This is a genomic window from Pandoraea pneumonica (genome assembly GCF_902459645.1).
GTDB classification, from domain to species: Bacteria; Pseudomonadota; Gammaproteobacteria; order Burkholderiales; family Burkholderiaceae; genus Pandoraea; species Pandoraea pneumonica.
This window is the reverse complement of sequence record NZ_CABPSK010000004.1, coordinates 649,607-673,727: the sequence shown is the minus strand read 5'-3', so window position 1 is coordinate 673,727 and position 24,121 is coordinate 649,607. Positions and strand designations below refer to the sequence as shown.

The following is a 24,121-nucleotide window of genomic DNA, read 5'->3' as shown; positions in this document are numbered from 1 at the left end:
ATTCATGGCAAAGTTTTTTATCGATCGCCCGATTTTTGCGTGGGTGATCGCGATTGTCATCATGCTGGCCGGTGCGCTTTCGATTCTGAAGCTCCCGGTCTCGCAATATCCGCCCATCGCACCGCCTTCGGTGCAGATCACCGCGACCTACCCGGGCGCTTCGGCGCAGACCGTGCAGGATACGGTTACGCAGGTGATCGAGCAGCAGATGAACGGTATCGACAACCTCGAGTACATGTCGTCGACGTCTGACGGCTCGGGTACGGCACAGATCACGCTGACCTTCTCGCAGGGCACGAACCCGGACATCGCACAGGTGCAGGTGCAGAACAAGCTGCAACTCGCCACACCGCTGCTGCCGCAGCAGGTGCAACAGCAGGGTATCAAGGTGGCCAAGGCGACCAAGAACTTCTTGCTGGTGATCGGTGCGTATTCCGACGACGGCACGCTGAGCGACATCGACTTGTCGAACTACATCGCCGCCAACGTGCAGGACCCGATCAGCCGTGTGAACGGTGTCGGTCAGGTGCAGCTCTTCGGTTCGCAGTACGCCATGCGGGTCTGGGTCGATCCGCAGAAGCTCAACGGCTATAACCTGACGGTCCTCGACGTCTCGAACGCCATTCAGGCGCAGAACGTGCAGATCTCGGCGGGTGAATTGGGCGGCGCACCGGCGGTAAAGGGCCAGCAGCTCAATGCCACTGTGACGGCCCAAAGCCGTCTGCAAACGCCGGAGCAGTTCCGCAAGATTCTGCTCAAGGTCAACAAGGACGGCTCGCAAGTTCGTCTGGGCGATGTGGCTCGCGTTGAACTCGGCGGCGAATCGTATCAAGTAGTCGCTCGCTACAACGGCAAGCCCGCCGCCGGTCTGGCCATTACGCTGGCCACCGGTGCCAACGCGCTGCAAACGGCTACCGCCGTGAAGCAGGCCGTCACTGAGCTCGAGCCGTACTTCCCGGCAGGCATGAAGGTCGACTATCCGTACGACACCACGCCGTTCGTGAAGATCTCGATCGAGGAAGTGATCAAGACCCTCATCGAAGGTATCGTGCTGGTGTTCTTGGTGATGTATCTGTTCCTGCAAAACCTGCGGGCAACGATCATCCCGACGATTGCCGTGCCGGTCGTGTTGCTCGGTACGTTCGGCATCATGGGCGCGGCAGGGTTCTCGATCAATACGCTATCGATGTTCGGGTTGGTGCTCGCTATTGGTCTGCTCGTCGACGATGCCATCGTGGTGGTGGAAAACGTCGAGCGGGTGATGGCCGAAGAGGGGCTGAGTCCGAAGGAAGCGACCAAGAAGGCGATGGATCAGATCGTCGGCGCGCTGGTCGGTGTGGCGCTCGTGCTCTCGGCGGTGTTCGTGCCGATGGCGTTCTTCGGTGGCTCGACCGGTGCTATTTATCGCCAGTTCTCGCTGACGATCGTGGCGGCCATGGCGTTGTCGGTGCTTGTGGCTATCGTGCTCACGCCGGCCATGTGCGCGACGATTCTCAAGCCGATCAAGAAGGGCGAAGTGCACGAGAAGCGCGGCTTCTTCGGCTGGTTCAACCGCACGTTCGACAAGGGTTCGAAGAAGTATCAAGGCCAGGTCGAGCGCATTCTCAAGCGCAGCGCGCCGCTGTTGATCGTCTACGTGGTGATCGTCGCTGCGGTGGGCTTCCTGTTCGTGCGCATGCCGACGGCTTTCTTGCCGGATGAAGATCAGGGCTACTTCTTCAACCTGGTGCAGTTGCCGCCGGGCGCGACGCAAGAGCGCACGCTCGAAGTCATGAAGCAGGTCGAGAAGCATTACCTCGAGAAGGAAAAGGACGCTGTGCGTTCGATCTTCACGGTGACGGGCTTCGGCTTTAACGGCCGCGGTCAGAACGTGGGTCTGGCGTTCACGATGCTGCGTCCGTGGGAAGACCGTCAGTCGTCCGATCTCAAGGTGCAGGCGGTGATTGCGCGCTCCTATCAGGCTTTCGCGAGCGTGAAGGACGCCATGATCTTCGCCATCAACCCGCCGTCGGTGCCTGAACTGGGTAACGCGGGCGGTATCGACTTCGAGTTGCAGGATCGCGCAGGCCTCGGCCACGACGCGCTGATTGCAGCACGTAACCAGTTGCTGGCCGCAGCGGCGAAGAACCCGAACCTCGCGAACATGCGTCCGAACGGTCTCGACGATACGCCGCAGTACAAGGTGGACGTCGACGAAGAAAAGGCGTCTGCGCTGGGCCTGTCGATTGCCGACGTGTACGGCACGCTCTCGGCGTCGTGGGGTTCGTCCTACGTGAACGACTTCATCGACCGTGGTCGTGTGAAGAAGGTCTACGTGATGGCGGAAGCGAAGGACCGCATGCTGCCGCAGGACATCAACAAGCTGTTCGTGCGTAATGCCAGCGGGACGATGGTGCCGTTCTCGGCCTTCGCTACCGGCAAGTGGACTTACGGCTCGCCGCGTCTGGAACGCTACAACGGTGTGCCAGCCGTGGAAATTCAGGGCATGCCTGCGCCGGGTAAGTCGAGCGGTGACGCGATGAAGGCGGTCGAGGAAATCGCGAAGGATCTGCCGACGGGTATCGGTCTGGAATGGACGGGGCTGTCGTTCGAAGAGCGCATTTCCGGCTCGCAGGCACCGGCGCTGTACGCGATTTCGATCTTGATCGTGTTCTTGTGTCTGGCCGCGCTGTACGAAAGCTGGTCGATTCCGTTCTCGGTGATTCTGGTGGTGCCGCTGGGCGTGTTGGGTGCACTGCTGGCGGCGACGCTGCGCGGGTTGTCCAACGACGTGTACTTCCAGGTGGGTCTGTTGACGACAGTGGGTCTGTCGGCGAAGAACGCGATTCTTATCGTGGAATTCGCCAAGGATCTGCAAATGCAGGGCCGCACCTTGATGGAAGCGACGATGGAAGCGGTGCGACTGCGTCTGCGCCCGATTCTGATGACGTCGATGGCGTTCATTCTCGGGGTGCTGCCGCTCGCGATTTCGAACGGTGCCGGCTCGGCTTCGCAGCACGCTATCGGTACCGGCGTGATCGGCGGTATGCTGGCGGCGACGTTCCTCGCGATCTACTACGTGCCGGTGTTCTTCGTGCTGGTGCGCAAGCGCTTCGCACACGAGAACCTGGACACCGTGGAACATCCGGAAGCCCGTCATGAGGCACCGGGCGCGCCCGAAGGCCCCGCCAAGGAAGGAAACTGACCTATGAAGCACAAAGCATTGCCGATTGCCTTGGCGGCAGCGTTCCTGGCAGGCTGTACCCTCGCGCCGCACTATGAGCGGCCCGAGGCACCGGTTGCCAATTCGTTCCCCACGGGCCCGGCTTATAAAACGCCTGGTGCAGCCAACCAGAACGGCACGGCTGACCGCAATGCGGTCATCGCCGCCGAACTGGGCTGGCGCGATTTCTTCACCGACCCGCGTTTGCAGAAGCTGATCGAGATCGCGTTGGAGAACAACCGCGATCTGCGCGTCTCGATGCTCAACGTCGATGCTGCGCGTGCGCAGTATCAGATCCAGCGTTCGGCATTGCTGCCGAACATCGGCGTCGCAGGTCAGGGCTCGGTGCAGCGCTCGCCGGCCGACTTGTCGTCGAGCGGACGTGCCGGCATCAGCCGCAGCTATCAAGTGGGCGTGGGTTTCACGTCGTATGAACTCGATCTGTTCGGTCGTATCCAGAGCCTGAGAGATCAGGCGTTGGAATCGTACTTCGCGACCGAAGATAACGCGAAGGCAGCCCAAATCACGCTGGTCTCGGAAGTCGCTTCGGCGTATCTGACGTGGCTGGCCGATCAGGAACTGCTCAAGCTGACGCAAGACACGCTCAAGAGCCAGCAATCGTCCTACGACCTGACCAAGCGCAGCTTCGATGTCGGTACGGCCTCCGGGCTGGATCTGCGTCAGGCGCAAACGCCGGTCGATACGGCGCGCGCGAACTATGCGCAGTACACGCGTCAGGTGGCACAGGACGAGAACGCGCTGGCACTGCTCATCGGCCAGCCGTTGCCGGCCGATCTGCCGGCCGGGCGTCCGCTCGACGGGCAGGGCCTGTTGGCCGATCTGCCCGCTGGGTTGCCGTCCGACCTGCTGCTGCGCCGTCCGGATATCACGGCGGCCGAGCACACGCTCAAGGGTGCTAACGCCAATATCGGCGCAGCGCGTGCGGCGTTCTTCCCGTCGATCTCGCTCACCGCGAGTGCGGGGACGGCGAGCGCGTCGCTGAGCAACTTGTTCAAGGGCGGGCAGGGTGCCTGGTCGTTCGCACCGACCATCACGCTGCCGATCTTCGCGGGCGGGCAGAACATCGCCAACCTCGAATTGGCCAAGGTGCAAAAGCGTATCGACGTCGCGCAGTACGAGAAGTCGATTCAGACGGCATTCCGCGAAGTGTCGGACGGGCTGGCAGCACGCGGCACGCTCGACGATCAGGTGGCCGCGCAAGAGTCGCTCGTCAAGGCGAGCGACGAGAGCTACAAGCTCTCGGATCTGCGCTACCGCAACGGCGTGGACAGCTATCTGAACGCGCTCGTCTCGCAGCGCTCGTTGTACACCGCGCAGCAGTCGCTGATCGCGACGCGTCTGGCACGCTGGACTAACCTCGTGACGCTGTATAAGGCGCTCGGCGGCGGTTGGGAAGAGCGTACGGTGCCGGCGAACGCGAACGCCGCATCGGCACCCGCCGCTTCGTCGTCGTGATGGCTTCGCGAGACATCGCGCCGATGTAAATTCGGTGCGCGATTGTCTTGCGAGCTTGCAAGAAATGCAGTGTGAGACGCCCGGCAAATTGCCGGGCGTTTTTCATTAGGCGACGTGCGATGCACTTGAAAAAGTGCTACCTGTAGCGGTTTTTTCGCGCGGTGCGATGGCGGCTGCGATTGCCGCGTGTTGAAACGGCGTGCGAGAAAATGCTCGTAGTTCCCGAGAGGTTTAGACGCAGGGTTCTACGCTGGCCTCTACCTCGCGCGAGGCTTCGTCGTTATCCTTGCCCCAGTTGTATCCGCAACACACCGAGCGTCGACGCAAAGGCCAATTCGCTTTGCCGATCGCCGCACGGTTCACTTATAAGCTGACCGTTTTTCCAGGGAGAGACACCATGAGCGATCTTCAAGCCCGTTTCGACGAGGCAGTGGCCCAGTCCAAGACGCTGCCCGAACGTCCCGACAATCTCACGCTGCTGCGCATTTATGCGCTGTACAAGCAAGGCACGGAAGGCGACGTGTCGGGTGCACGTCCGGGCGCGATGGATTTCGTCGGCCGCGCCAAGTTCGACGCGTGGGAAATGCTCAAGGGCAAGTCGAAAGAAGACGTGCAACAAGCGTACGTCGAGCTGATCGAGACGCTCAAGCAAGGCTGATCGAAGTTCGATCATGAAGAAACGGCGACCCAGGGTCGCCGTTTTTTTTGCTGTGTTCAAGGAGTGCGGGCGCTTATGGAGTGGTGGGTTTTGCGGTGATGTCCGATTGGCGCGAGGCGTGTGCGGAGCGACGATGAGCTCGTTATCTTTGAGACGAGGAATCGAAGCATGCAACAAGATCGTAGGCATCAAAAACGGCGTTCCGATCGCAAGACGCAACGAGATAGTGCTCGTGGCAACGCTCGCAGGGTGGTCGTGCCGACATTGTTAGAAGCGTCACGGAGTGCGTTGGGGCGGTTGGCGCAAGTCACGCGGCTGGGCCACGCTTCACATGACGGTACCCGTGTTGCCAATCTGTCGCCCACATTGCAGCAGGTATCAGCACCGTCGTTGGCGAAATCTACCCGGCCGCGCCGCTCACCCGGTGGGCGAGGTCGAATGCGTGGTGCCGCGTTGATGGAGATCGTGCTTACCGTCGCGGCGCTGGCGACGGGGGCGCAGGGTTTTGCACACTGGCAGTCGGTCGATGGCGTGTCGCTCAAGAGGCCGCTCATCGCCAACGATGTGCCCACCGATGTGACTCCCGATGTGTTTCTCGATGGGCGGCTGTCATGAGGCGATGGGTTGGCGGCTATCGCCGTGGCTCGCTGGGTGCCCGGCGAGCTCGCGGGTTCACCCTGCTGGAACTGACGCTCGCCATGCCGCTTGGCCTGTTAGTGGTGATGGCGGCCATCGCCATCTATCTTGCGGGCCTGAGGCTCTGGCGCGTTCAAGCGGCACGTCTCGACGTGCAGGAGCGCGCCGTATTCGCCCTCACGCAACTCACGCGGGCGGTCCACATGGCTGGGTATCGAAACTGGGACCCGATGGAGGGCGTTGCAAAAGCGCCATCGCAAGGCAAGCGCGACTGGACATCATTGCGTGCGAGTGCCGAATGTGCGGGCAATGTCGATACGTGCCCTAGCCGGGGCTGGCAAGGGAGTGCACTGATTGAAGTGCAGTACCACGGCGCAGGCGTGATCCAAGGCAACGGGGCCGTACAGAACTGCGGCGGGCGGCGCGTCGGCTCGACCCACTACACCGCAGACACGCATCGCAACGTCTTCTATGTGGGCAAAGGCGAGGATGGCATTCCCTCGTTGTTCTGCCGCTATAGCGAGCTAGGACAAGTGCCGCCGAGGTTGCAGCCTGCGCAGGTGTTGGTGGGCGGCGTGGAGGCGATGTATGTGCGACTCGGCGTTCGCAGCGGCAGCGGCGGGACATTGCGTTGGATCGACCCCGTGAAAAGTGCGCGCGGTAAGCCGCCGGTGTCGCCTGCAGGTGTACGTGATTGGGAGAACGTGGCGGCAGTGGCCTTCTCGCTCGTACTGCGCGGAGCGCCCCGAGCGGGGGGCAAGCCTGGCATGGCGCGCGTGGTCGAAGTGTTCGATGCGGCATCGGGCGGGAGAGCGTACCAGCGCCTGACCAATGCCGGTCAGTTCCATCTGCACGTGATGACGGCCATCGCGCATCGCCGTAACGATGGTGGCTTCGGTCGGGAGGCAGCGTGGTTGGCGTCTTCATGATGATGTGGCTGGCGGCGCTGATGACGTTGGCGGCTTCGGGCTCTCACCATCGCCAGTTGGCGGTTCGTTTTGTGGCCTTCACGAATGATCGGGCGCGGGCATTCTCGGCCGCTGAACATGCGCTGTCGGATGCCCGGCGCTGGCTCACCGAGGGGGCGCAGGCGGCAGATATTGCAGCGGCACGTGAGGACATGGCAGGTCCGTACGGCGTATTGGGGCCGGAGAATCGTGTCGATTGGCCGCTGCACCGGATGCGACGGTGGCAAACGATGCGTTGGGGCAATCGCGATGCTGCGAACGTGACAGGCGATTCGACGGGCAGTGTTCCGATGCGCGCGCTCACGGACGCGACGATGGGCGCACGGACCGCCACGACTTCGCGGGGGCAATACTTCATCGAGCGGATTGCCTACAGCGCGGAGGCGTTCGACGGTTCGGCAGGACCGACGAAGCGCGATCCGTCGACCCGTCTGTACCGTGTGAGTGCGGTGGGGTATGCGGACCTGCCGGGCACGAATGTGTACTTGCAAGCGATCTACGAGATCAGACCGATGCCTGTGCCTGTTGGCGTGTCCCGCAACAGCGCGCCCAGATGGATGTCGCGACGATTGAATTGGCGTGAAGTGGTGATCTGGCACAGCGATGCGCAAGATGACTGAGCGCTCGATGCGGGCGCGTGGCGTCACGATGCTGGAGTGCCTCGTCGTCATGGCCGTGCTGGCGATTGCCGCGGTGGCGGCGGCACCTTCGATACAGGCAGTGCGTCATCGGGTGGCCGTCGAAATGACAGCGAGAGCGCTGCTGGCCGCGATAAACACGGCGCGCGCCGAAGCGCTGGGACGGCATCGCCGCGTGGCCATTGCGCCCGATGACAGTGCCAACTGGAATAGCGGGTGGATCACGTTCGTTGACGACAACCTCAACGATACCTACGACGCGGGAGAGTTGCGCCTCGCCCGCTACGCGCCATTGCCATCGGGGGTGCAGGTGATCACGAACTGGGGACTTTACGCGCAGCCGGTGATGGCATTCGCGGAAAATGGCTTCTTACGTACGAAGAAGCGCGGCTGGCTCTCCGGAAACGTCACCATCGAGGGACACGGCCGACGCATCTGCATCACGATCAATGCCTATGGGCGGCCGCGGGTGGAGCGGGTGTGTGCTAAATGAGCGGCGGCGGGCCGCCATCGGTGGAGCTCGGTTTGCTCGCCTGTGTGCTCGTGCTGGCGCTTGTGTCGGCTGTCTCGGTGGGTGCCTTCGACGACTGTTGCCACATCTTGAGGCCTTGATAGGCCAGCACACCGAGACCGCCCCATTTGAGGCCACGGCGCACCACGCGGCCAACGGGCGTATGCGACAAACCGGTGAGCGCGATCGACGCCACGGAGCTGACAAGCGGGTAGCGTTCGAGCAGGCCACCGAGCTTGAGCCCCGAACCGGCGAGCCCGCCGAGGCCACCGAGGCCGGAGAGCTTCGACAGGCCACCGGGGAGCAGATAGCGCACCCAGCGGAAGTTGCGCAGGCGTTCACGCGTGTTGTGCGTCACCTGAATCAACTCGGCACGCTCGACGGCGATACGCGTGAGCACCAATTCCTTGCGAATCGCCAGCAGGTCGTGGCGCGAGCGCCGCGAGGGACGTTGGCGGCGGGAACGATTGGGTTCTAGCGGCACGGGAGGTCTCCTTCAGTCCGGACGCAATGCGTCGCGGTCCTTTTCGAACTCGGCCAAGGTCGCCTCGAACGGCATCGGGGCATCGCGCAGAATATTGCGTGCGCGTATCGCACACCACGCGGCAAGCAGCAGATACACGATGAAAATGCCGGTCATCGCCTGGAGACGATACGTGTCCCAGAACACCACGATCACCAAAGCGGTGAGCGAGACGAGGGCGAGAACGCCGAAGAGCATCGCGGCAAGGCCGAGGAAGGCCACACCCATCAGGCGCTCTTTTTCCTCGGTGAGTTCGATGCCGATCAGTTCGATGCGCGACTGGACGATCTCGAGCAACGCGCCGGCGATGCGCCGCAGCGAAGGCCGCGGCGGGGTCGTGCGATCATTGTCGGTCATGGGCTGGACTCAGCGGGCGCCTGAACCTTCGTGCCTTGGCGCGGGTCAGGCGGGCTCCGCTTCAGGCTGAGTGGGCGAAGCATCAGTGTGCGCATCCTGCGCCGGCAAGCACCGGCGCAAGGCAGACTGACAGTAGCTTACTTGTGCTTACTTGCGGTTGAGCAACAGGCCGACCACCACGCCGATGCCAGCAGCGATGCCCACGGCTTGCCACGGATGATCGTGCACGTAGTCGTCGGTCACGCGAGCCGCTTGCTTGCTCTTCTCCACCACGACGACTTGCACGTCGGAGGCTTTTTCCTTGGCTTGCTTGAGCAATGCCAGCGCCTTGTCGCTCAGCTCGGAGGCCCGTTCGCCGGTCGTGTTCGCGGCTTGCTTGAGCAGGTCTTCGGCGTCGGCCAATACGGTTTTGATATCCGTCATAAACTTCTCCTTGTTGGTTTGCATTTGCGACATGATCGTCACCCCGTTGTGCTGGGGAGGAAATGCGAGGGGGTAAGGTTGGATATGGGGGTTATCGTAACGCTTTCAACGTGTCGTTGCCAGAAAACAACAACCGTTGCGCCGCTATATTTCCAATACTTATTTGCAACCAATTTTTTATTCGTTCTTGCAAAGCTTAGCATCCTTTAGTCTTTGTCCACTCAGTTGAAGGATCTCAAGGAGACCGTAAATGACTTTGCGTTTGGGTGACATCGCTCCCGACTTCGAGCAGGATTCGTCGGTCGGCACTATCAAGTTTCACGAATTCCTCGGCGATGGCTGGGGCGTGCTGTTCTCGCATCCGGCCGACTACACGCCGGTGTGCACAACTGAGCTGGGTCTGACCGCCAAACTGAAGGGCGAGTTCGAGAAGCGTAACGTTAAGGCCATCGCACTGTCGGTGGACGACGCTGAGTCGCACAAGGGCTGGATCAGCGACATCAACGAAACGCAGAACACCTCGGTCAACTTCCCGATTCTGGCTGACGGCGACCGCAAGGTTTCGCAGCTGTACGACATGATCCACCCGAACGCCAGCGAAACCGTGACGGTGCGCTCGCTGTTCGTGATCGATCCGAAGAAGAAAGTGCGTCTGATCATTACGTACCCGGCAAGCACGGGCCGTAACTTCGACGAAATCCTGCGCGTCATCGACTCGCTGCAACTGACCGACAACTACTCGGTCGCCACCCCGGGCAACTGGAAAGATGGCGAAGACGTGGTGATCGTGCCGTCGCTCAAGGACGAAGCCGTGCTCAAGGAAAAATTCCCGAAGGGCTATAAGGCCGTGCGCCCGTACCTGCGCCTGACGCCGCAGCCGAACAAGTAATCGGCCACGCGTATCCGGTGACTACGTCGCCGGAGGACACAAAAAAGCCAGCTCGCGAGAGCTGGCTTTTTGTTTGGCCATCCCGATGGCATGGGGTGGCACGGAATGACGGGGGTGGCGAGGGCGATGCGAAGAAGAGAAGAAGCGAATGCGACGTTAGCTATCGCAGGCTTGTCGGGTACGCGCCGTTGCTCGGGGGATTGACGGCCCGCAACACGCGGCCTGAGAACGACGCGTACCCGACAAGTCCAACAATGCCAAAAACGCTGACAAGCCCGGCGAAGCGCAAACCAAGACGGCACCGATGACCGATGCCGCCCGGCTCGCCCTTGCGTCCGGGCCTACCGGGCTACCGGATCAGAAGAACGCCTGAATGCCGGTTTGTGCGCGTCCGAGAATCAGCGCGTGGATATCGTGCGTGCCTTCGTACGTGTTGACCACTTCGAGGTTCACGAGGTGGCGCGCGATCCCGAACTCGTCCGAGATACCGTTGCCGCCGAGCATGTCGCGCGCGAGACGGGCCACGTCGAGTGCCTTGCCGCACGAATTACGTTTCATGATCGACGTGATCTCGACGGCGGCGGTCCCTCCGTCCTTCATGCGGCCGAGGCGCAGGCAGCCTTGCAGACCCAGCGTGATTTCCGTCTGCATGTCGGCGAGCTTTTTCTGAATCAGCTGATTGGCGGCGAGCGGACGGCCGAATTGTTGACGATCGAGCACGTATTGACGTGCCGTATGCCAGCAGTATTCGGCGGCACCGAGCGCCCCCCAGGCGATACCGTAACGCGCCGAGTTCAGGCACGTGAACGGACCCTTCAAGCCCGAAGCGCCCGGCATCAGGTTTTCTTCCGGCACGAACACCTGATCCAGCACGATTTCGCCGGTGATCGATGCACGCAGGCCCACCTTGCCGTGGATCGCAGGCGCCGACAGTCCCTTCCAGCCCTTTTCCAGAATGAAGCCGCGGATCTTCTCTTCGCCGTTGTCGTCGGCGAGCTTCGCCCACACCACGAAAACGTCGGCGATCGGCGAGTTGGTGATCCACATCTTGCTGCCGCTCAGTTCGAAGCCGCCCGCGACCTTCTTGGCGCGCGTAATCATGCCGGCGGGGTCGGAGCCATGGTTCGGTTCGGTCAGGCCGAAGCAACCGATCCATTCGCCGCTGGCCAGCTTCGGCAGGTATTTCTGTTTCTGCGCTTCAGTGCCGAATTCATAGATCGGCACCATCACGAGCGACGACTGCACCGACATCATCGAGCGGTAACCCGAATCGACACGCTCCACTTCGCGCGCGATCAGACCGTAGGCCACGTAGCTCAGGCCGGGGCCGCCGTATTCCTCGGGAATGGTCGGGCCGAGTAGGCCGATTTCACCCATCTCGCGGAAGATCGCAGCGTCGGTGCGTTCGTGACGGAATGCCTCGAGCACGCGCGGCATGAGCTTGTCGTTCGAGTAAGCAGCGGCGGCATCGCGAATCATGCGCTCGTCGCTAGTGAGCTGTGCGTCGAGCAGCAGCGGATCTTCCCAATGAAACTGTGCGTTGCCTGCCATGACCTATCTCCTCCGATGTCCTCGTGAAACAGTCTTGCGACCTGTGTCGATTCTGCGGAATGCCGAAATCGACGTCTTGACGAAAGTTCCGCAATGCGGAACAATGTTCTGAAATCGAAGTTAGTTTAGCACTAAAGTTTTTTGTTCGGCAACGGCCAGTGCGTGCACTGGCCGTCCTTCATTTCTTGACGCGGGGTGCGCGATGGCTGTGGTCAAAACTTCTCTGTCTGCCTTTGCTGGTGCGCCGGCGCACGGCGTGCCGCCCTCGCACGACGAGCGCAAGTTCGTGACGGCGCTCGCGCGGGGGCTCGAATTGTTGCGTGCCTTCGGTCCCGACGACGCTCTGTTGGGCAACCGTGACTTCGCGGCACGCACCGGTTTGCCCAAGGCAACCGTGAGCCGTCTGGCCTACACGCTCACCGAACTCGGCTATCTGCGCTACGACGTGGACCTCGGTAAATATGCGCTCGACGCCGGGGTCTTGGCGCTGGGCTACGCATTCCTGAACGGCACCGACATGCTCACGCTTGCCCGCCCGCACATGCGCGCACTGGCGAAGGAAATGGGCTGTTCGATTTCGCTCGGCTGCCGCGAGGGCCTCGACATGATGTATCTCGAAACCATTCGCAGCGACGCCGCGCACCTCACGCTGGGGCTCACGGCAGGGTCGCGTCTTTCTATGCTGACGAGTTCGATGGGGCGCGTCTACTTGGCGGTGATGACGCCCACCGAGCGCGAGATGATGCTCGCCGACCTGCGCGACGCGTACGACGCAAACCCCGCCGCATTACGCAATATCGGCTGGGATGCGCTGGAGAAGAGCGTGGATCGGGGGCTGGAGACTTACAAACGCGAAGGGTGCTGCTACTCGTTTCGCGAATGGCACGAGGGCGTGAATGCGGTCGCCGTGCCGCTGCGCGATGTGCGTCAGAATCGTTGGCTGGCGATCAGTTGCAGCGGGCCGTCGTCGTCGATTCCCGACGCGGTATTTCGCGATGAGATTGGCCCGCGCTTGAAGCAATTGGCAGCGCGGCTGATCGGCCAGGCGTGAGCGTCACAGCGCAAACCAGGCCGTAGAAAGCAAAATGCCGGTGGATGAACCACCGGCATTGTCACATCAAGACATCAACCCCATCACAGCAACGTGCGCACGTGCCAAAGCTCAGGGAACAGCACCACGTCTAGCATCTTGCGCAGGTAAGGGGCGCCGTTCGTGCCGCCCGTTCCTTGCTTGAAGCCAATGATGCGCTCGACGGTCGTCACGTGGCGGAAGCGCCATTGACGGAACGCATCTTCGAGATCGACCAGTTCCTCGGCCATCTCGTACAGCTCCCAGTGCTGCGACGGATTGCGATACACCTCGAGCCATGCCGCCTCGACGCTCTTGTCGTGCGGTGTGGGCAACGTCCAGTCGCGTTCGAGCCGCTCCGGTGCAATGGCAAACCCGCGACGCGCCAGCAAGCGCACCACCTCGTCATAGAACGACGGCGCGTTCAGTGCCGCTTCCACCTGCTTGAACAAGTCCGGACGATGCTCGTGAGGCTTGAGCATCGCCGCGTTCTTGTTGCCCAGCATGAATTCAAGAATGCGGTACTGATACGACTGGAAGCCCGACGAGCTCCCCAACGAGGGCCGCATGGACGAATACTCCGACGGCGTCATTGTGGCGAGCACGCTCCACGCCTGCACCAGTTGCTCGAGAATGCGCGACACGCGCGCGAGCATCTTGAACGCTGGCGGCAACGCATCGTTATGCACGGCGGTGCGCGCCGCCTGCAACTCGTACAACGCCAGCTTCATCCACAACTCGCTCGTCTGATGCTGGATGATGAACAGCATCTCGTTGTGGTCGGTCGAGCGCGGATGCTGCGCGTTGAGAATCGGATCGAGCGACAGGTAGTCGCCATAGCTCATGCTTTTCGAGAAATCGAGCTGAGCGTCGTGCCACTGCGGGTCGCCCGCCGCAGCGGCGGCGGTCGCATCTGTGTTGGCAGAAGCACTGCCCGCCGCCGGTGCGTCGGCCGATGCGCCATGCCCGAACGGACAACCGCCCTGCGGCGTATCAGACGCTTTTGACGCCTGGCCCGGGAGATCGTGCACGTTGCTTGCGGGGGAAGATGTCTTTGTCATGCGTACTGCTCCTGCTTAGGTCACCGTGCCACGGCGATGGAATTCGGGCTTGTCCCACGAACCGGTGGTGAGTACGTCGCGCAGAATCTCGACCGAATCCCACACGTCGGCAAAGCTCGTGTACAGCGGCGTCATACCGAAGCGCATGATGCGCGGCTCACGGTAATCGCCAATCACGCCACGGGCGATCAGCGCCTGAATGACAGCGAAACCTTCCGGATGCTCGAAGCTCACCTGCGAGCCACGATCGGCGTGATTGCGCGGCGTCACGAGGTTGAGCGGGAACTCGCTGCAACGCTCTTCCACCAGCTTGATAAACAGATCGGTCAACGCGAGCGACTTGCGGCGCAGGGCGTCCATCGACGTTTGCGCGAAGATATCCAGTCCACACTGCACGAGCGCCAGCGAGACGATCGGCTGCGTGCCACAGAGATAACGGCCGATGCCGTCGTCCGGCGTGTATTCCGGCGTCATCGCGAACGGCGTGCGGTGACCCCACCAGCCCGACAGCGGTTGCCAGAACGTGTCTTGGTGACGCTTGTTCACCCACACGAACGCGGGCGAGCCCGGGCCGCCGTTCAGATACTTGTACGTGCAACCGACCGCGTAGTCGGCGTTCGCGCCGTTCAGATCGACAGGCACTGCACCGGCCGAGTGGCACAGATCCCACACCGCAAGGGCGCCGGCAGCATGAATCTCGGCAGTGCGCGCAGCCATGTCGTACATTGCGCCCGTGCGGTAGTTCACGTGCGTGAGCAGCACCACAGCGACGTCATCGCCCAATGCGCCCACCAGCTCGGCCGGCGAGTCGATCAGGCGCAGCGAGTAGCCGTCGTCGAGCAGGCGCGTGAGGCCTTGCACGATGTACAGATCGGTCGGGAAGTTGCTGCGCTCGGAGACCACCACCTTACGTTGCGGCGAACGCGTGCGTTGGGCGTCCAGCGCCGCAGCCATCACCTTGAACAGGTTGCTCGACGTGGTGTCGGTTACCACGACTTCGCCCTTACCGGCGCCGACGATCGGTGCCATCGCATCGCCCAGCGTGCGCGGCAGCGCGAACCAGTTGGCATCGTTCCAGCTGCGAATCAGGCCATTGCCCCATTCACCGGTAATCACTTCCTGTGCGCGCTTGGCAGCGGCGATCGGACGCGCGCCCAGCGAGTTGCCATCGAGATAAATCACGCCTTGCGGCAGGTCGAACTGTGCGCGCAGCGGGGCAAGCGGATCGGCCGCGTCGAGGGCCAAACAGTCATTGCGAGAAGACGTCATGGTGTCGGTTCTTGAGTAAAGACAATGCGTTAAAAATCGAAAGGGTTGGTGAAGTGCAAGGTCATCGTCGTCGCCGTCGGCTCACAAGCCGCGTACTTCCGAGATACGTCGATGCCTCTTGTACGGCCCGCGTCAGTCCAAATCAATAAATCTGTCCGATGTGGCTGCGCGTGGCTCTGTATGTTCGTTGGTGACTAGCGTCCTGATTGGCCGAAGGCGTTACGTTGCAACGCGACGCAAGTCATCGCGCTCAAAGCGAGCGCAACACGGCGCGCACAGGGCTGGCATCGAGACGCATGAACTTGAGCGGCAGCGCGATCAGTTCGTAATCGGCGGGCGCAATCGCGTCGAGCACCAGTCCTTCGAGAATGGCCATGCGATGGGCGCGAATCCGGTGGTGCGCATCCATCGTTTTGCTTTCCTGCGGATCGAGCGACGGCGTGTCGATGCCCACGAGTTTCACGCCATGCGAGGCCAGCAAATCGATGGTCTCAGGCGCGACGGCGCAGAACGCGCTGTCCCAGCGAGCGATCGGGGCACGCTCATAAGTGCGCAGCAAGACGCGCGGGGGTAAATCGTTCAGATGGGCAGCGACCATCTCCGGCGTGACCACGGGCGATGCGCCAATGCAATGAATGACGCGGCACGGTCCCAGATAGGTGTCGAGCGCTACCTCACCAATGCATGCCCCGTCCTCGTCGTAGTGACGTGGGGCATCGGCGTGGGCGCCGGTATGCGGCGAAAGCGTGATGCGCCCGACGTTGACCGGGCACCCGGGACCGATCTGCCACACCGCCTCTTCCGAAAACGCGGTGTCGCCCGGCCAGACCGGTGTGTCGGCCGAGAGCGGCGCGCTGATATCCCACACACGACGCTCGTCGCTGCGGTGGTTTTGGGGTGCGGTCATTGCCTTGCTCAAATACAAGATTCGATACAGGGCATCTTAGAAGAATTCGCGTTGCAAGTGCTTGCGTATTCGCGGGCCTTGGCGGCGCGATTTGCAATTGCACAAACATTTTCGTCGAATTATCGGCACAAAATTCGACAATATCAGGATAAGGTCGAATTTCGTACGATTCGGGCGGGGAAGTTTAGGACGTGGCTGTGAGCGATCTTGAATCGGCCCAGATCACTCGCTGTGGGGACGCGCCATCTCGTCGATGAGGCGACGCAGTGTCTCTTTGAGTTGTGCCGATTGCTCCGCACCGAAGCGCGCAAGCACCCCGGCTTCGTGGCGTCGCGCGCTGGCGAGCAGCGGCGTCACGAGTTCGCGCCCCGCCTCGGTGAGCGAGACGAGCGACTGACGCCGGTCGGTCGCGCTTTCACCGCGCACCACGTCGCCTGCCGCTTCCAGCCGGTCGATGACCTTGGTCACCGTCGGTTGTTTGGCGAGCACGATGTCCGCCAACTGATTGATGGTGCGGGCGCGGCCGTCGGAGAGCGTGGCAAGCACGCGCCACTCCGACACGCCAAGGCCCGCTGCCGCGACCTCGCGATGAAACTCATCGGACACCAGCGTACTGGCGCGTGCCAGCAAATACGCCAGATAGTCGTCGACGAAAGGTGTGCCGGCGCTCATGTGCTGCGCTTACCCGAGCGATTGCGGCTTGTGGAAGCCGCCGGCGTGAAAGACGAGCGGCATACGATTGGCCACATCGGCGTGCACACCGCAGCGCTCCACTTCACCCACGAAAATCACGTGATCGCCTTCGTCGTAACGGCTGCGGTTGTGACACTCGAACCACGCGAGCGCGCCATCGAGCACCGGCGTGCCCGAAGCCGACAGCGTGTACGGCACACCGGCAAAGCGGTCGCCCTTCATCGTGGCAAAGCGCTGGCAGATGTCGAGTTGATCGGCGGCCAACACATTCACCGCATAGTGCGAATTCTCGCGAAACACCGGCATGCTGCCGGCGCGCGTGGCCAGGCTCCACAAGATGAGCGGCGGCGTGAGCGACACCGAATTGAACGAACTGGCGGTAATGCCGATGAGCGAGCCGTCGTCGGCGCGTGTAGTAATGACCGTCACGCCCGTGGCAAATTGCCCGAGCGCTTGACGAAAAGCAGCACTGTCGAAATCTGGCGCCGTGGCGCGTTTGGCGTTCACTGTCCCTGCACTCCCGTCGAGCTAATTTGATCGGGTTGATTTGTATGAATATTCATATACTATGGCACGAACAACAGATCGACAAGACGCGTGACGGCCAACGTCGTGCCGCGGGGCAGAGCCCCTGGCGGGCGAGAGGGTCAGACGCTCAGGAGACGATATGCTGATCGAGCGAATCGAGCATAAGTGGATCGACGTATTTGCCGAGACCTTGCGGCGCTGCGACATACAACCCGGTGATGTGGTGGCGATTGTAGCCGAAACGCAATCCCGGCCTGTCAATGTGGAATTAGCCGAACTCGCCGTGCAGGCGCTCGGCGCGCGGCCTTTTCGCCTGGTGATACCGAGCCCTCGCGTGAGTGCGCCGGTGCCCGTGCGCTCCACCGGCGCGAGCGATGCGCTGGGGCAACTCGCCCCAGTCGTGGCGGCCCTCAAAGGGGCCGCGCTGGTCGTCGATTGCACCGTGGAAGGGCTGTTACACGCGCCCGAACTGCCCGAGATTCTGGGCGGTGGCGCGCGCGTGCTGATGGTCTCCAACGAACACCCCGAAATTCTCGAACGCTGCGCGACCGACCCGGCCTTGGAGCCGAAAGTGCGTGCTGCGATCAAGCGCTTGCGCAGTGCAGCAGAAATGCACGTCACGTCGCAAGCCGGTACCGATTTACGCATCAGTTTGCGCGACGCCCGCGTTGGCGGTGTCTGGGGCTGGTGTGCAAAACCGGGACAAGTAGCGCATTGGCCGGGCGGTCTGGCGTTGGCGTTTCCCGCGGCACACAGCGTGAACGGCCAACTGGTGCTGGCCCCGGGCGACATCAATCTCACTTTCAAACAGTACTTACGCGATCGCATCGCGCTGACGATCGAAGACGATTACGTCGTCGAGATCGAAGGCGAGGGCGTCGACGTGGATCTCATGCGCGAGTATTTCGCGGCGTGGGGCGATCGCGATGCGTATGCGGTGTCGCACGTCGGCTTCGGTCTGAACCAGCGGGCCCGCTGGGACGCGCTCGCCTGCTACGACAAACGCGACTGCAACGGCACCGAGCAGCGCGCGTTCGCCGGTAACTTCCTCTATTCGACTGGGGCGAACGAAGTGGCAGGGCGTCATACGCTGGGGCACTTCGATCTGCCATTGCGTCGTTGCACGATTGCACTCGACGGCAACGTCGTCGTGCGCGATGGCGTGCTGCAAGGCGAGTTCGCATGACAGCGATCCCCACGCCAGTGCCCGCCTTCCGAGCCGAAGGCGACGGCCCGCTGACACTCGTGCTGCTGCACGGCATCGGCGGCAATCGCGACGTCTGGCCGCAGCAGTTCGACACGTTCACGCGTGAAGGCCACCGCGTCGTTGCATGGGATATGCCCGGCTACGGCGAGAGCGCCATGCCCGCAGCGCCGACGATGGCGGCGCTGGCCGACAGCCTGCGGGCTTTGCTCAACGCGCTCGCCGCGCTCGACACATCAACGGCGTCCGGCGCATCGCGCTTCGTACTGGTTGGTCACAGCATGGGCGGCATGGTGGTGCAGGAGCTGATGGCGCGCGGTGAACCGTTCACGCGTGACATCGCGGCGCTGGTGCTATGCGGCACGTCGCCCGCTTTCGGCAAGCCGGATGGCGATTTTCAACGCGAATTCGTGCGACAGCGCACTGCGCCGCTCGACGCCGGTAAGACGTTGCGCGAGATGGCCGAAGCCATTGTGCCCAGCATGCTTGGCGAGCCCGACGAGGCGACGCGAACCAAAGCGCACGCCATCGCCGTCGACGCGATGGGCGCACTGACACCCGATGCGTATCGCGCGGCGTTGCAGGCACTCGTCGGCTTCGAGCAACGCGCGGCGCTGGCTCGACTTGCCGTACCTGTGCTGCTCATTGCCGGTGAGCACGACACGAATGCTCCGCCGAAGGTCATGGCGCGCATGGCGGAAGCCATCCCGAACGCGCGTTATGTCTGCCTGCCCGGCGCCGGGCATCTGATGAATCTGACGCATGCGACGTCGTTCGACGCCGAAGTGCGCGCTTTCCTCGCAACACTTTAGGATCCAGGAGACAACCGTGGCCTATCAGCCCCCATCGATCGTCGGCGAACACTATCCGCTCACCGACAAGCAACGCCGTCTGTTGGCGCTGGCCGAACAGGTCGGACGCGAGTCGCTCGCCCCGCGCGCCGCGCGCTGGGACCGCGAGGCCACGTTCCCGTTCGAGAACTACGACGATATGCGCGCTGCCGGGCTGCTCAAGCTCTGCATTCCCGAGGCGCATGGCGGGTTGGGTGCGGACTTCGCGACTTACATGATGGTGTCGGCGGAACTGGGACGGCATTGCGGTGCCACCGCGCTCACGTTCAACATGCATACGTGTTCGATGATGTGGACCGGCATCTTGGCCGACGATCTCGACATGACGGACGAGCAGCGCACCGAGCACGCTCGCTATCGTGAGCATCATTTCGCGCGCGTGACGCAAGACGGCGCGGTCTACGCGCAGCCGTTCTCCGAAGGCAGCGCGGCGGCCGCAGGCAAGGCACCGTTCGGCACGACGGCCACGAAGGTCGACGGCGGCTGGATGATCAACGGGCGCAAAATTTTCGCCTCGCTCTCGGGCGCCGCCAATTACTACGGCGTGCTTTGCACCGAAGACAAGCCCGAATTGTCGATGAAGGACACGATGTACATCGCCGTGCCAGGCGACGCGCCGGGCGTGACGGTCACCGGCGATTGGGACCCCTTGGGCATGCGCGGCACGGTCTCGCGTACGCTGCTGTTCAAAGACGTGTTCGTGCCGGATGAACTGCAACTCATGCCGCGCGGTGTCTACTATCAAGCCGCGAGCCGCTGGCCGCACATGTTCATGACGCTTGCGCCGACGTACATGGGTATCGCGCAGGCTGCGTACGACTTCACGGTGAAGTATCTGCGTGGCGAAGCCGAAGGCATGGGCGCACCGGTCAAACGCCGCATGTACCCGACCAAGCAGATTGCTGTGGCGCAGATGCACATCATGCTCGAGCAAACGCGTGCGCTGTTCCTGCGCGCATTGCAGGACGGCCGCGCCGATCCAGGCAAGGAAGCGCGTCTGCGGGCTTACGCCGCGCAGTACACGATCATGGAGAACGCCAACGAGATGTGCCGTCTGGCGATTCGCACGTGCGGCGGACAGTCGATGCTCAAGACGCTGCCACTCGAACGGATGTATCGCGACTCGCGTTGCGGCGCACTGATGCTGCCGTGGACGGCCGAGCTGTGTCTCGATCGCATCGGCCGCGAGGCGCTGTACGAACCGGGCGAACGCGACGAGTGAGCTGGGCCCGCTGAACCCCCACTTGTCGCGGAGGACAAGTTGACGCCTTTTGTAGAAGCGCTCGCCCGTCATGCGCGCGCCACGCCCAAGCGGCTGGCGCTGCGTTGCGGTGTCGGCCAGCGAGCCGAAGAGACTGACTACGCCGCGTTGTGGCGACGTATCGAACGTGTGGGCGGGCATCTGCGCGAGACCTGGCGCATCGCGCCGGGCGACCGTATTGCCTGTCTCGGCCTGAACGACGAGTTGCAGATTGCGTTGCTGTTCGCGTGCGCACGTGCCGGGGCGATTTTCCTGCCGCTGAACTTCCGGCTAGCCGTGCCGGAGCTTGCCGCCATCGTGCGCCATGCGGGCGTGCGCGTGCTGTGGTTCGACGCAGCGCATCGCGACGCCGCCCGCGAGATTCGTGACGCGCTCGAACAAGACGCCATCACCGATCTCCCGCCATCGGCTATCGCGCCCATCGAAGGGCTGATTGCTGTGCCGTCGATCAAGCCGGTCGACTATCCCGACGTGCAGCCCGACGCGCCCGTGCTGCTCGCTTACACATCGGGCACGACGGGGGAGCCGAAGGGCGCGTTGCATACGCAGTCCGGGTTGCTTGCCAACGCGGAGGCCAGTTGGTGGGCGCACGACATGCGTGCCGACGATCACGTGCTCTCGACGCTGCCGATGTTCCACGTGGGTGGGCTGTGCATTCAGACGTTGCCTGCGTTGCTGTGTGGGGCGAGCGTGACGCTGCATCCGCGTTTCGACCCGGCGGCATGGCTGGCCGACGTGGCATCGCGCCGCCCGACACTTTCGTTGATGGTCCCGGCCACCATGCGCGCGGTGCAATTGCATCCGGCATGGGCGGCGGCCGATCTGTCGTCGTTGCGCGGTGTGATGGCGGGCTCGTCCGTGGTGCCGCTCTCGGCCATCGAGGCGTTTCACGCGCGTGGCATTCCGCTGGGTCAGGTGTATGGGGCGACGGAAACCGGCCCGGTGTCGATTGCGCTTCGCTTCGGCGAGGCGCGGGAACATCCCGGTACCGTCGGCCGAGCCTGCCCCGCCGTGGAAGTGCGTCTGGCGGATGGCGCTGGTATCGACGTAGCGCCGGGCGAGGTGGGCGAAATTCTCATTCGCGCCCCGAACGTGATGCGCGAGTACTGGCGCGCGCCGCAACATACGGCGTTCGTCGACGGCTGGTTCCGCTCGGGCGACCTTGCGCGACTGCGCGACGATGGTTATTTCGAGGTGGTGGGCCGCAGCAAAGACATGATCATCTCGGGCGGCGAGAACATCTATCCGGCGGAAATCGAGAATGCGCTGGTGGACTGCCCGGGCGTGCTGGAAGCTTCAGTGGTCGGCATTGCCGATGAGCGTTGGGGCGAGGTGCCGGTAGCCGCGATCGTCGCCGCACCGTCCGTGGAAGTGACATCGCAGGCAGTGCTCGACTTTCTCGGCACTCGCATCGCGCGCTTCAAATTGCCGCGCCGTGTGGTGATCGTCGACGCGTTACCGAAGAGCGCGCTTGGGAAAGTGCAAAAACCGATTCTCACCGCATGGCTATCGAAACAGCCCGCCACATCAATCGCAACTGACAGTCGATAATCCGAAGACTCCTTCGAATCGTCTAAAAAAGCGCCGAACCCCTTGTGCATCAAGGGGTTCGGCGCTTTTGCTTTCGCGCATTGCGCACTGCATAAGGGAAAGTCCCTATGCGTAATTGCCCATTTTGTTATCATCCGCTGGGAATTTCATTTTTTACTTTGGGAATCTCATCGCAAGATACGCCCATGTCGTCATCGGCGTTCAACCACGTCGATTCTTTTGCTTTTTTCTGGTTTTTAGGACGATGGACACCACCGAAGCTCACTCGGTCTCTGAACGCGTTTTACAGGTCCTTGTGACCGTAGCGCGTCACGGACGACCGATCGCGGCACGCGAGATCGCCGCGCAGACGAGCCTGCCGCTCTCCACGGTTTACCGCCACCTCGTACCCCTGAAGAAGTGGGGCTTGGTGCAGGAACACGCCCACGAGGCGTTGTATGAACCGGGTCCGGTCGGCGTGCAACTGGCGTGGGGTTTCGACCACAACTCGCATCTTGTCACGCAGGCGCGTGAAGAAATCGATGCCCTCGTGCAACGCACCGGCGAGACCGTCGGCTTGCTCGTAGCGGCCAATGGTCAGGTGGTTTGCCTCGACATGCACGAGAGCGAGCAGTCGCTGCGTTGCTCGTTCGCAAAAGGCCGCGCCCATCCGTTGGTGCATGGCGCATCGGCCAAGGCCTTGTTGTCCTTCCTGCCGCAAGCCACTCGCGAGAGCCTGATCGGCCGCCAACTGGCGGGTCAACCGGTCGCGCAGGAGCGACTGATCGCGCAGGTCGAAGAGATTCGTAAGCAGCGCTACGCGGTGTCCGAGAGTGAAGTGGATTTCGGCGTCTGGGGCGTGTCGGCCCCGGTGTTTGCCGCGAAAGAGCGTCTGGAGGGCACCATCACGCTGATGGCGCCGGCCGTGCGCGTGGCTCAGCGCCACGAAGAGCTGATCCGCCTGACCGTGGCGGCAGCCGAGCGTATTTCGAACCGATTGCAATACTTTTAACCGGTTACCCGACCGAGACTACACGAAGGAGTACCAGATGAAATTGCGTCACATTCTGTTCACGATGGCGCTGGCCGTCACGTGTTCGAGCAAGGTTTTCGCGGCTGACGACGTGCTGCGCGTCGCCACCGATGCCACCTTCCCGCCGTTCGAATATGTGGAAAACGGTAAGCGCACCGGCTTCGACGTGGAAATGATCGAAGCGCTCGGCAAGGCAATGGGCAAGAAGGTCGAATGGACCGACATCGACTTCAAGGGCCTGATTCCGGCACTCCAATCGAAGCGTGTGGACGTCGCTGCGTCGGCCATCTACATCACCGACGAGCGTCTGAAGGTGGTGAACTTCACGCACCCGTACTACACGGGCGGTCTGGCCATCATGGTCAAGGCGGATAACAACACCATCAAAGAACCGGCCGATCTGAACGGCAAGAAGGTGTCGGTGCAGGTGGGCACGAAGTCGGTGCAGTTCCTGACGGAAAACTACCCGAAGGTGCAACGCGTGGAAGTCGAGAAGAACCAGGAAATGTTCAACCTGGTGGAAATCGGCCGTGCTGACGCCGCGGTGACCGGCAAGCCGGCAGCGCTGCTGTACGCCAAGGCACGTCCGGGCGTGAAGGTGCTCGACAAGACGCTGACGATCGAACGTTACGGTTTCGCCGTGCGTAAGAGCGATACCGAACTGACCAACGAAATGAACCAAGCGTTGGAAAAGATTCGCGCCGACGGCACCTACGCCGCGCTGGTGACGAAGTACTTCGGTACGTCGAAGTAAGTACGACGGAAGCAGTACGACGAAGTAAAAGTACGCAAGCCGCAATGATCTGAGACCGGGCAGACGCCTCGCCCGGTCGCAGGTCGGCAGCGGCAAGAAAGTCGCAATAAAGCAGTAGAGCAACTGACG

24 protein-coding genes are annotated in these 24,121 nt (G+C 62.3%); 15 read left to right on the top strand and 9 right to left on the bottom strand.

From position 1 onward, the window contains the following. The first annotated feature begins 4 nt into the window (after positions 1 to 4). The 7 genes from PPN31114_RS22135 (at position 5) to PPN31114_RS22110 (ending at position 8,071) form a co-directional block, all read left to right on the top strand. On the top strand, positions 5 to 3,184 hold the full coding sequence (locus tag PPN31114_RS22135) for an efflux RND transporter permease subunit (protein ID WP_150681647.1): 3,180 nt from the start codon (positions 5 to 7) through the stop codon (positions 3,182 to 3,184). A gap of 3 nt (positions 3,185 to 3,187) precedes the next feature. Then, on the top strand, positions 3,188 to 4,678 hold the full coding sequence (adeC, locus tag PPN31114_RS22130; RefSeq protein WP_150681646.1) for an AdeC/AdeK/OprM family multidrug efflux complex outer membrane factor: 1,491 nt from the start codon (positions 3,188 to 3,190) through the stop codon (positions 4,676 to 4,678). A gap of 397 nt (positions 4,679 to 5,075) precedes the next feature. Further along, a complete protein-coding gene (locus PPN31114_RS22125) occupies positions 5,076 to 5,336 on the top strand; it encodes an acyl-CoA-binding protein (protein ID WP_150681645.1) in 261 nt (86 codons plus the stop codon). Positions 5,337 to 5,774: 438 nt separating this feature from the next. Then, positions 5,775 to 5,951 (top strand): hypothetical protein, encoded by a 177-nt coding sequence (locus tag PPN31114_RS26250; protein WP_174988344.1) that lies wholly within the window; start codon positions 5,775 to 5,777, stop codon positions 5,949 to 5,951. After that, complete coding sequence (locus PPN31114_RS22120; protein ID WP_150681644.1) at positions 5,948 to 6,901, top strand: PilW family protein; 954 nt, start codon at positions 5,948 to 5,950, stop codon at positions 6,899 to 6,901. Before PPN31114_RS26250 ends, PPN31114_RS22120 begins: the two co-directional genes overlap by 4 nt. Then, complete coding sequence (locus PPN31114_RS22115; RefSeq protein WP_150681643.1) at positions 6,898 to 7,560, top strand: pilus assembly PilX family protein; 663 nt, start codon at positions 6,898 to 6,900, stop codon at positions 7,558 to 7,560. The genes PPN31114_RS22120 and PPN31114_RS22115 overlap by 4 nt, the downstream gene beginning before the upstream one ends. Then, positions 7,544 to 8,071 (top strand): GspH/FimT family pseudopilin, encoded by a 528-nt coding sequence (locus tag PPN31114_RS22110; protein WP_150681642.1) that lies wholly within the window; start codon positions 7,544 to 7,546, stop codon positions 8,069 to 8,071. The genes PPN31114_RS22115 and PPN31114_RS22110 overlap by 17 nt, the downstream gene beginning before the upstream one ends. On the opposite strand, the gene PPN31114_RS22105 is transcribed toward PPN31114_RS22110, so the two are convergent. The 3 genes from PPN31114_RS22105 to PPN31114_RS22095 form a co-directional block, all read right to left on the bottom strand. Next, on the bottom strand, positions 8,064 to 8,573 hold the full coding sequence (locus tag PPN31114_RS22105) for a DUF3318 domain-containing protein (RefSeq protein ID WP_150681641.1): 510 nt from the start codon (positions 8,571 to 8,573) through the stop codon (positions 8,064 to 8,066). The two genes, PPN31114_RS22110 and PPN31114_RS22105, sit on opposite strands and share 8 nt — an antisense overlap. 12 nt (positions 8,574 to 8,585) lie before the next feature. Then, complete coding sequence (locus tag PPN31114_RS22100; RefSeq protein WP_150681640.1) at positions 8,586 to 8,969, bottom strand: phage holin family protein; 384 nt, start codon at positions 8,967 to 8,969, stop codon at positions 8,586 to 8,588. 147 nt (positions 8,970 to 9,116) lie between these two features. Continuing rightward, complete coding sequence (locus PPN31114_RS22095; protein ID WP_150681763.1) at positions 9,117 to 9,416, bottom strand: ElaB/YgaM/YqjD family protein; 300 nt, start codon at positions 9,414 to 9,416, stop codon at positions 9,117 to 9,119. Between the two features lie 226 nt (positions 9,417 to 9,642). Here PPN31114_RS22095 and PPN31114_RS22090 point away from each other — a divergent pair, with 226 nt between their 5' ends. After that, complete coding sequence (locus tag PPN31114_RS22090; protein WP_150681639.1) at positions 9,643 to 10,281, top strand: peroxiredoxin; 639 nt, start codon at positions 9,643 to 9,645, stop codon at positions 10,279 to 10,281. 357 nt (positions 10,282 to 10,638) lie between these two features. On the opposite strand, the gene PPN31114_RS22085 is transcribed toward PPN31114_RS22090, so the two are convergent. Further along, the gene (locus PPN31114_RS22085) at positions 10,639 to 11,832 is read right to left on the bottom strand and encodes an acyl-CoA dehydrogenase (protein ID WP_150681638.1); all 1,194 of its coding nucleotides are present in this window, start codon (positions 11,830 to 11,832) and stop codon (positions 10,639 to 10,641) included. A 202-nt stretch (positions 11,833 to 12,034) separates the two neighbouring features. Between PPN31114_RS22085 and PPN31114_RS22080 the strand changes: the two genes are divergently transcribed. After that, complete coding sequence (locus PPN31114_RS22080) at positions 12,035 to 12,883, top strand: IclR family transcriptional regulator (protein ID WP_150681637.1); 849 nt, start codon at positions 12,035 to 12,037, stop codon at positions 12,881 to 12,883. 83 nt (positions 12,884 to 12,966) lie between these two features. Here the strand turns inward: PPN31114_RS22080 and kynA are convergent, their stop codons facing one another. From kynA to PPN31114_RS22055, 5 genes are all read right to left on the bottom strand, one after another. Next, entirely contained in the window at positions 12,967 to 13,962 is a 996-nt protein-coding gene (gene kynA, locus PPN31114_RS22075; RefSeq protein ID WP_150681636.1) for a tryptophan 2,3-dioxygenase, read from the bottom strand. A 15-nt stretch (positions 13,963 to 13,977) separates the two neighbouring features. Continuing rightward, on the bottom strand, positions 13,978 to 15,231 hold the full coding sequence (kynU, locus tag PPN31114_RS22070; protein WP_150681635.1) for a kynureninase: 1,254 nt from the start codon (positions 15,229 to 15,231) through the stop codon (positions 13,978 to 13,980). A gap of 250 nt (positions 15,232 to 15,481) precedes the next feature. After that, complete coding sequence (kynB, locus tag PPN31114_RS22065) at positions 15,482 to 16,138, bottom strand: arylformamidase (RefSeq protein WP_150681634.1); 657 nt, start codon at positions 16,136 to 16,138, stop codon at positions 15,482 to 15,484. A gap of 222 nt (positions 16,139 to 16,360) precedes the next feature. After that, a complete protein-coding gene (locus PPN31114_RS22060; RefSeq protein WP_150681633.1) occupies positions 16,361 to 16,810 on the bottom strand; it encodes a MarR family winged helix-turn-helix transcriptional regulator in 450 nt (149 codons plus the stop codon). Between the two features lie 9 nt (positions 16,811 to 16,819). Then, positions 16,820 to 17,338 carry a flavin reductase family protein gene (locus PPN31114_RS22055; protein WP_150681632.1) on the bottom strand — a complete coding sequence of 173 codons (519 nt, stop codon included), beginning with the start codon at positions 17,336 to 17,338 and terminating at the stop codon, positions 16,820 to 16,822. Positions 17,339 to 17,498: 160 nt separating this feature from the next. On the opposite strand from PPN31114_RS22055, the gene PPN31114_RS22050 reads away from it, so the two are divergent. The 6 genes from PPN31114_RS22050 to PPN31114_RS22025 all read left to right on the top strand — a co-directional run bounded on the left by PPN31114_RS22050 (position 17,499) and on the right by PPN31114_RS22025 (position 23,992). Then, positions 17,499 to 18,545 (top strand): 2,5-dihydroxypyridine 5,6-dioxygenase NicX family protein, encoded by a 1,047-nt coding sequence (locus PPN31114_RS22050; protein WP_150681631.1) that lies wholly within the window; start codon positions 17,499 to 17,501, stop codon positions 18,543 to 18,545. Beyond that, positions 18,542 to 19,375 carry an alpha/beta fold hydrolase gene (locus tag PPN31114_RS22045; RefSeq protein ID WP_150681630.1) on the top strand — a complete coding sequence of 278 codons (834 nt, stop codon included), beginning with the start codon at positions 18,542 to 18,544 and terminating at the stop codon, positions 19,373 to 19,375. Before PPN31114_RS22050 ends, PPN31114_RS22045 begins: the two co-directional genes overlap by 4 nt. A gap of 16 nt (positions 19,376 to 19,391) precedes the next feature. Continuing rightward, positions 19,392 to 20,636, top strand: coding sequence for an acyl-CoA dehydrogenase family protein (locus PPN31114_RS22040; protein ID WP_150681629.1), 1,245 nt, complete (start codon positions 19,392 to 19,394; stop codon positions 20,634 to 20,636). Positions 20,637 to 20,675: 39 nt separating this feature from the next. After that, complete coding sequence (locus PPN31114_RS22035; RefSeq protein WP_150681628.1) at positions 20,676 to 22,226, top strand: class I adenylate-forming enzyme family protein; 1,551 nt, start codon at positions 20,676 to 20,678, stop codon at positions 22,224 to 22,226. 244 nt (positions 22,227 to 22,470) lie between these two features. Then, the gene (locus PPN31114_RS22030; protein ID WP_150681627.1) at positions 22,471 to 23,217 is read left to right on the top strand and encodes an IclR family transcriptional regulator; all 747 of its coding nucleotides are present in this window, start codon (positions 22,471 to 22,473) and stop codon (positions 23,215 to 23,217) included. 37 nt (positions 23,218 to 23,254) lie between these two features. Further along, positions 23,255 to 23,992, top strand: a complete 738-nt coding sequence (locus tag PPN31114_RS22025; protein ID WP_058377681.1) for a transporter substrate-binding domain-containing protein — start codon at positions 23,255 to 23,257, stop codon at positions 23,990 to 23,992. Positions 23,993 to 24,121 lie beyond the last annotated feature (129 nt).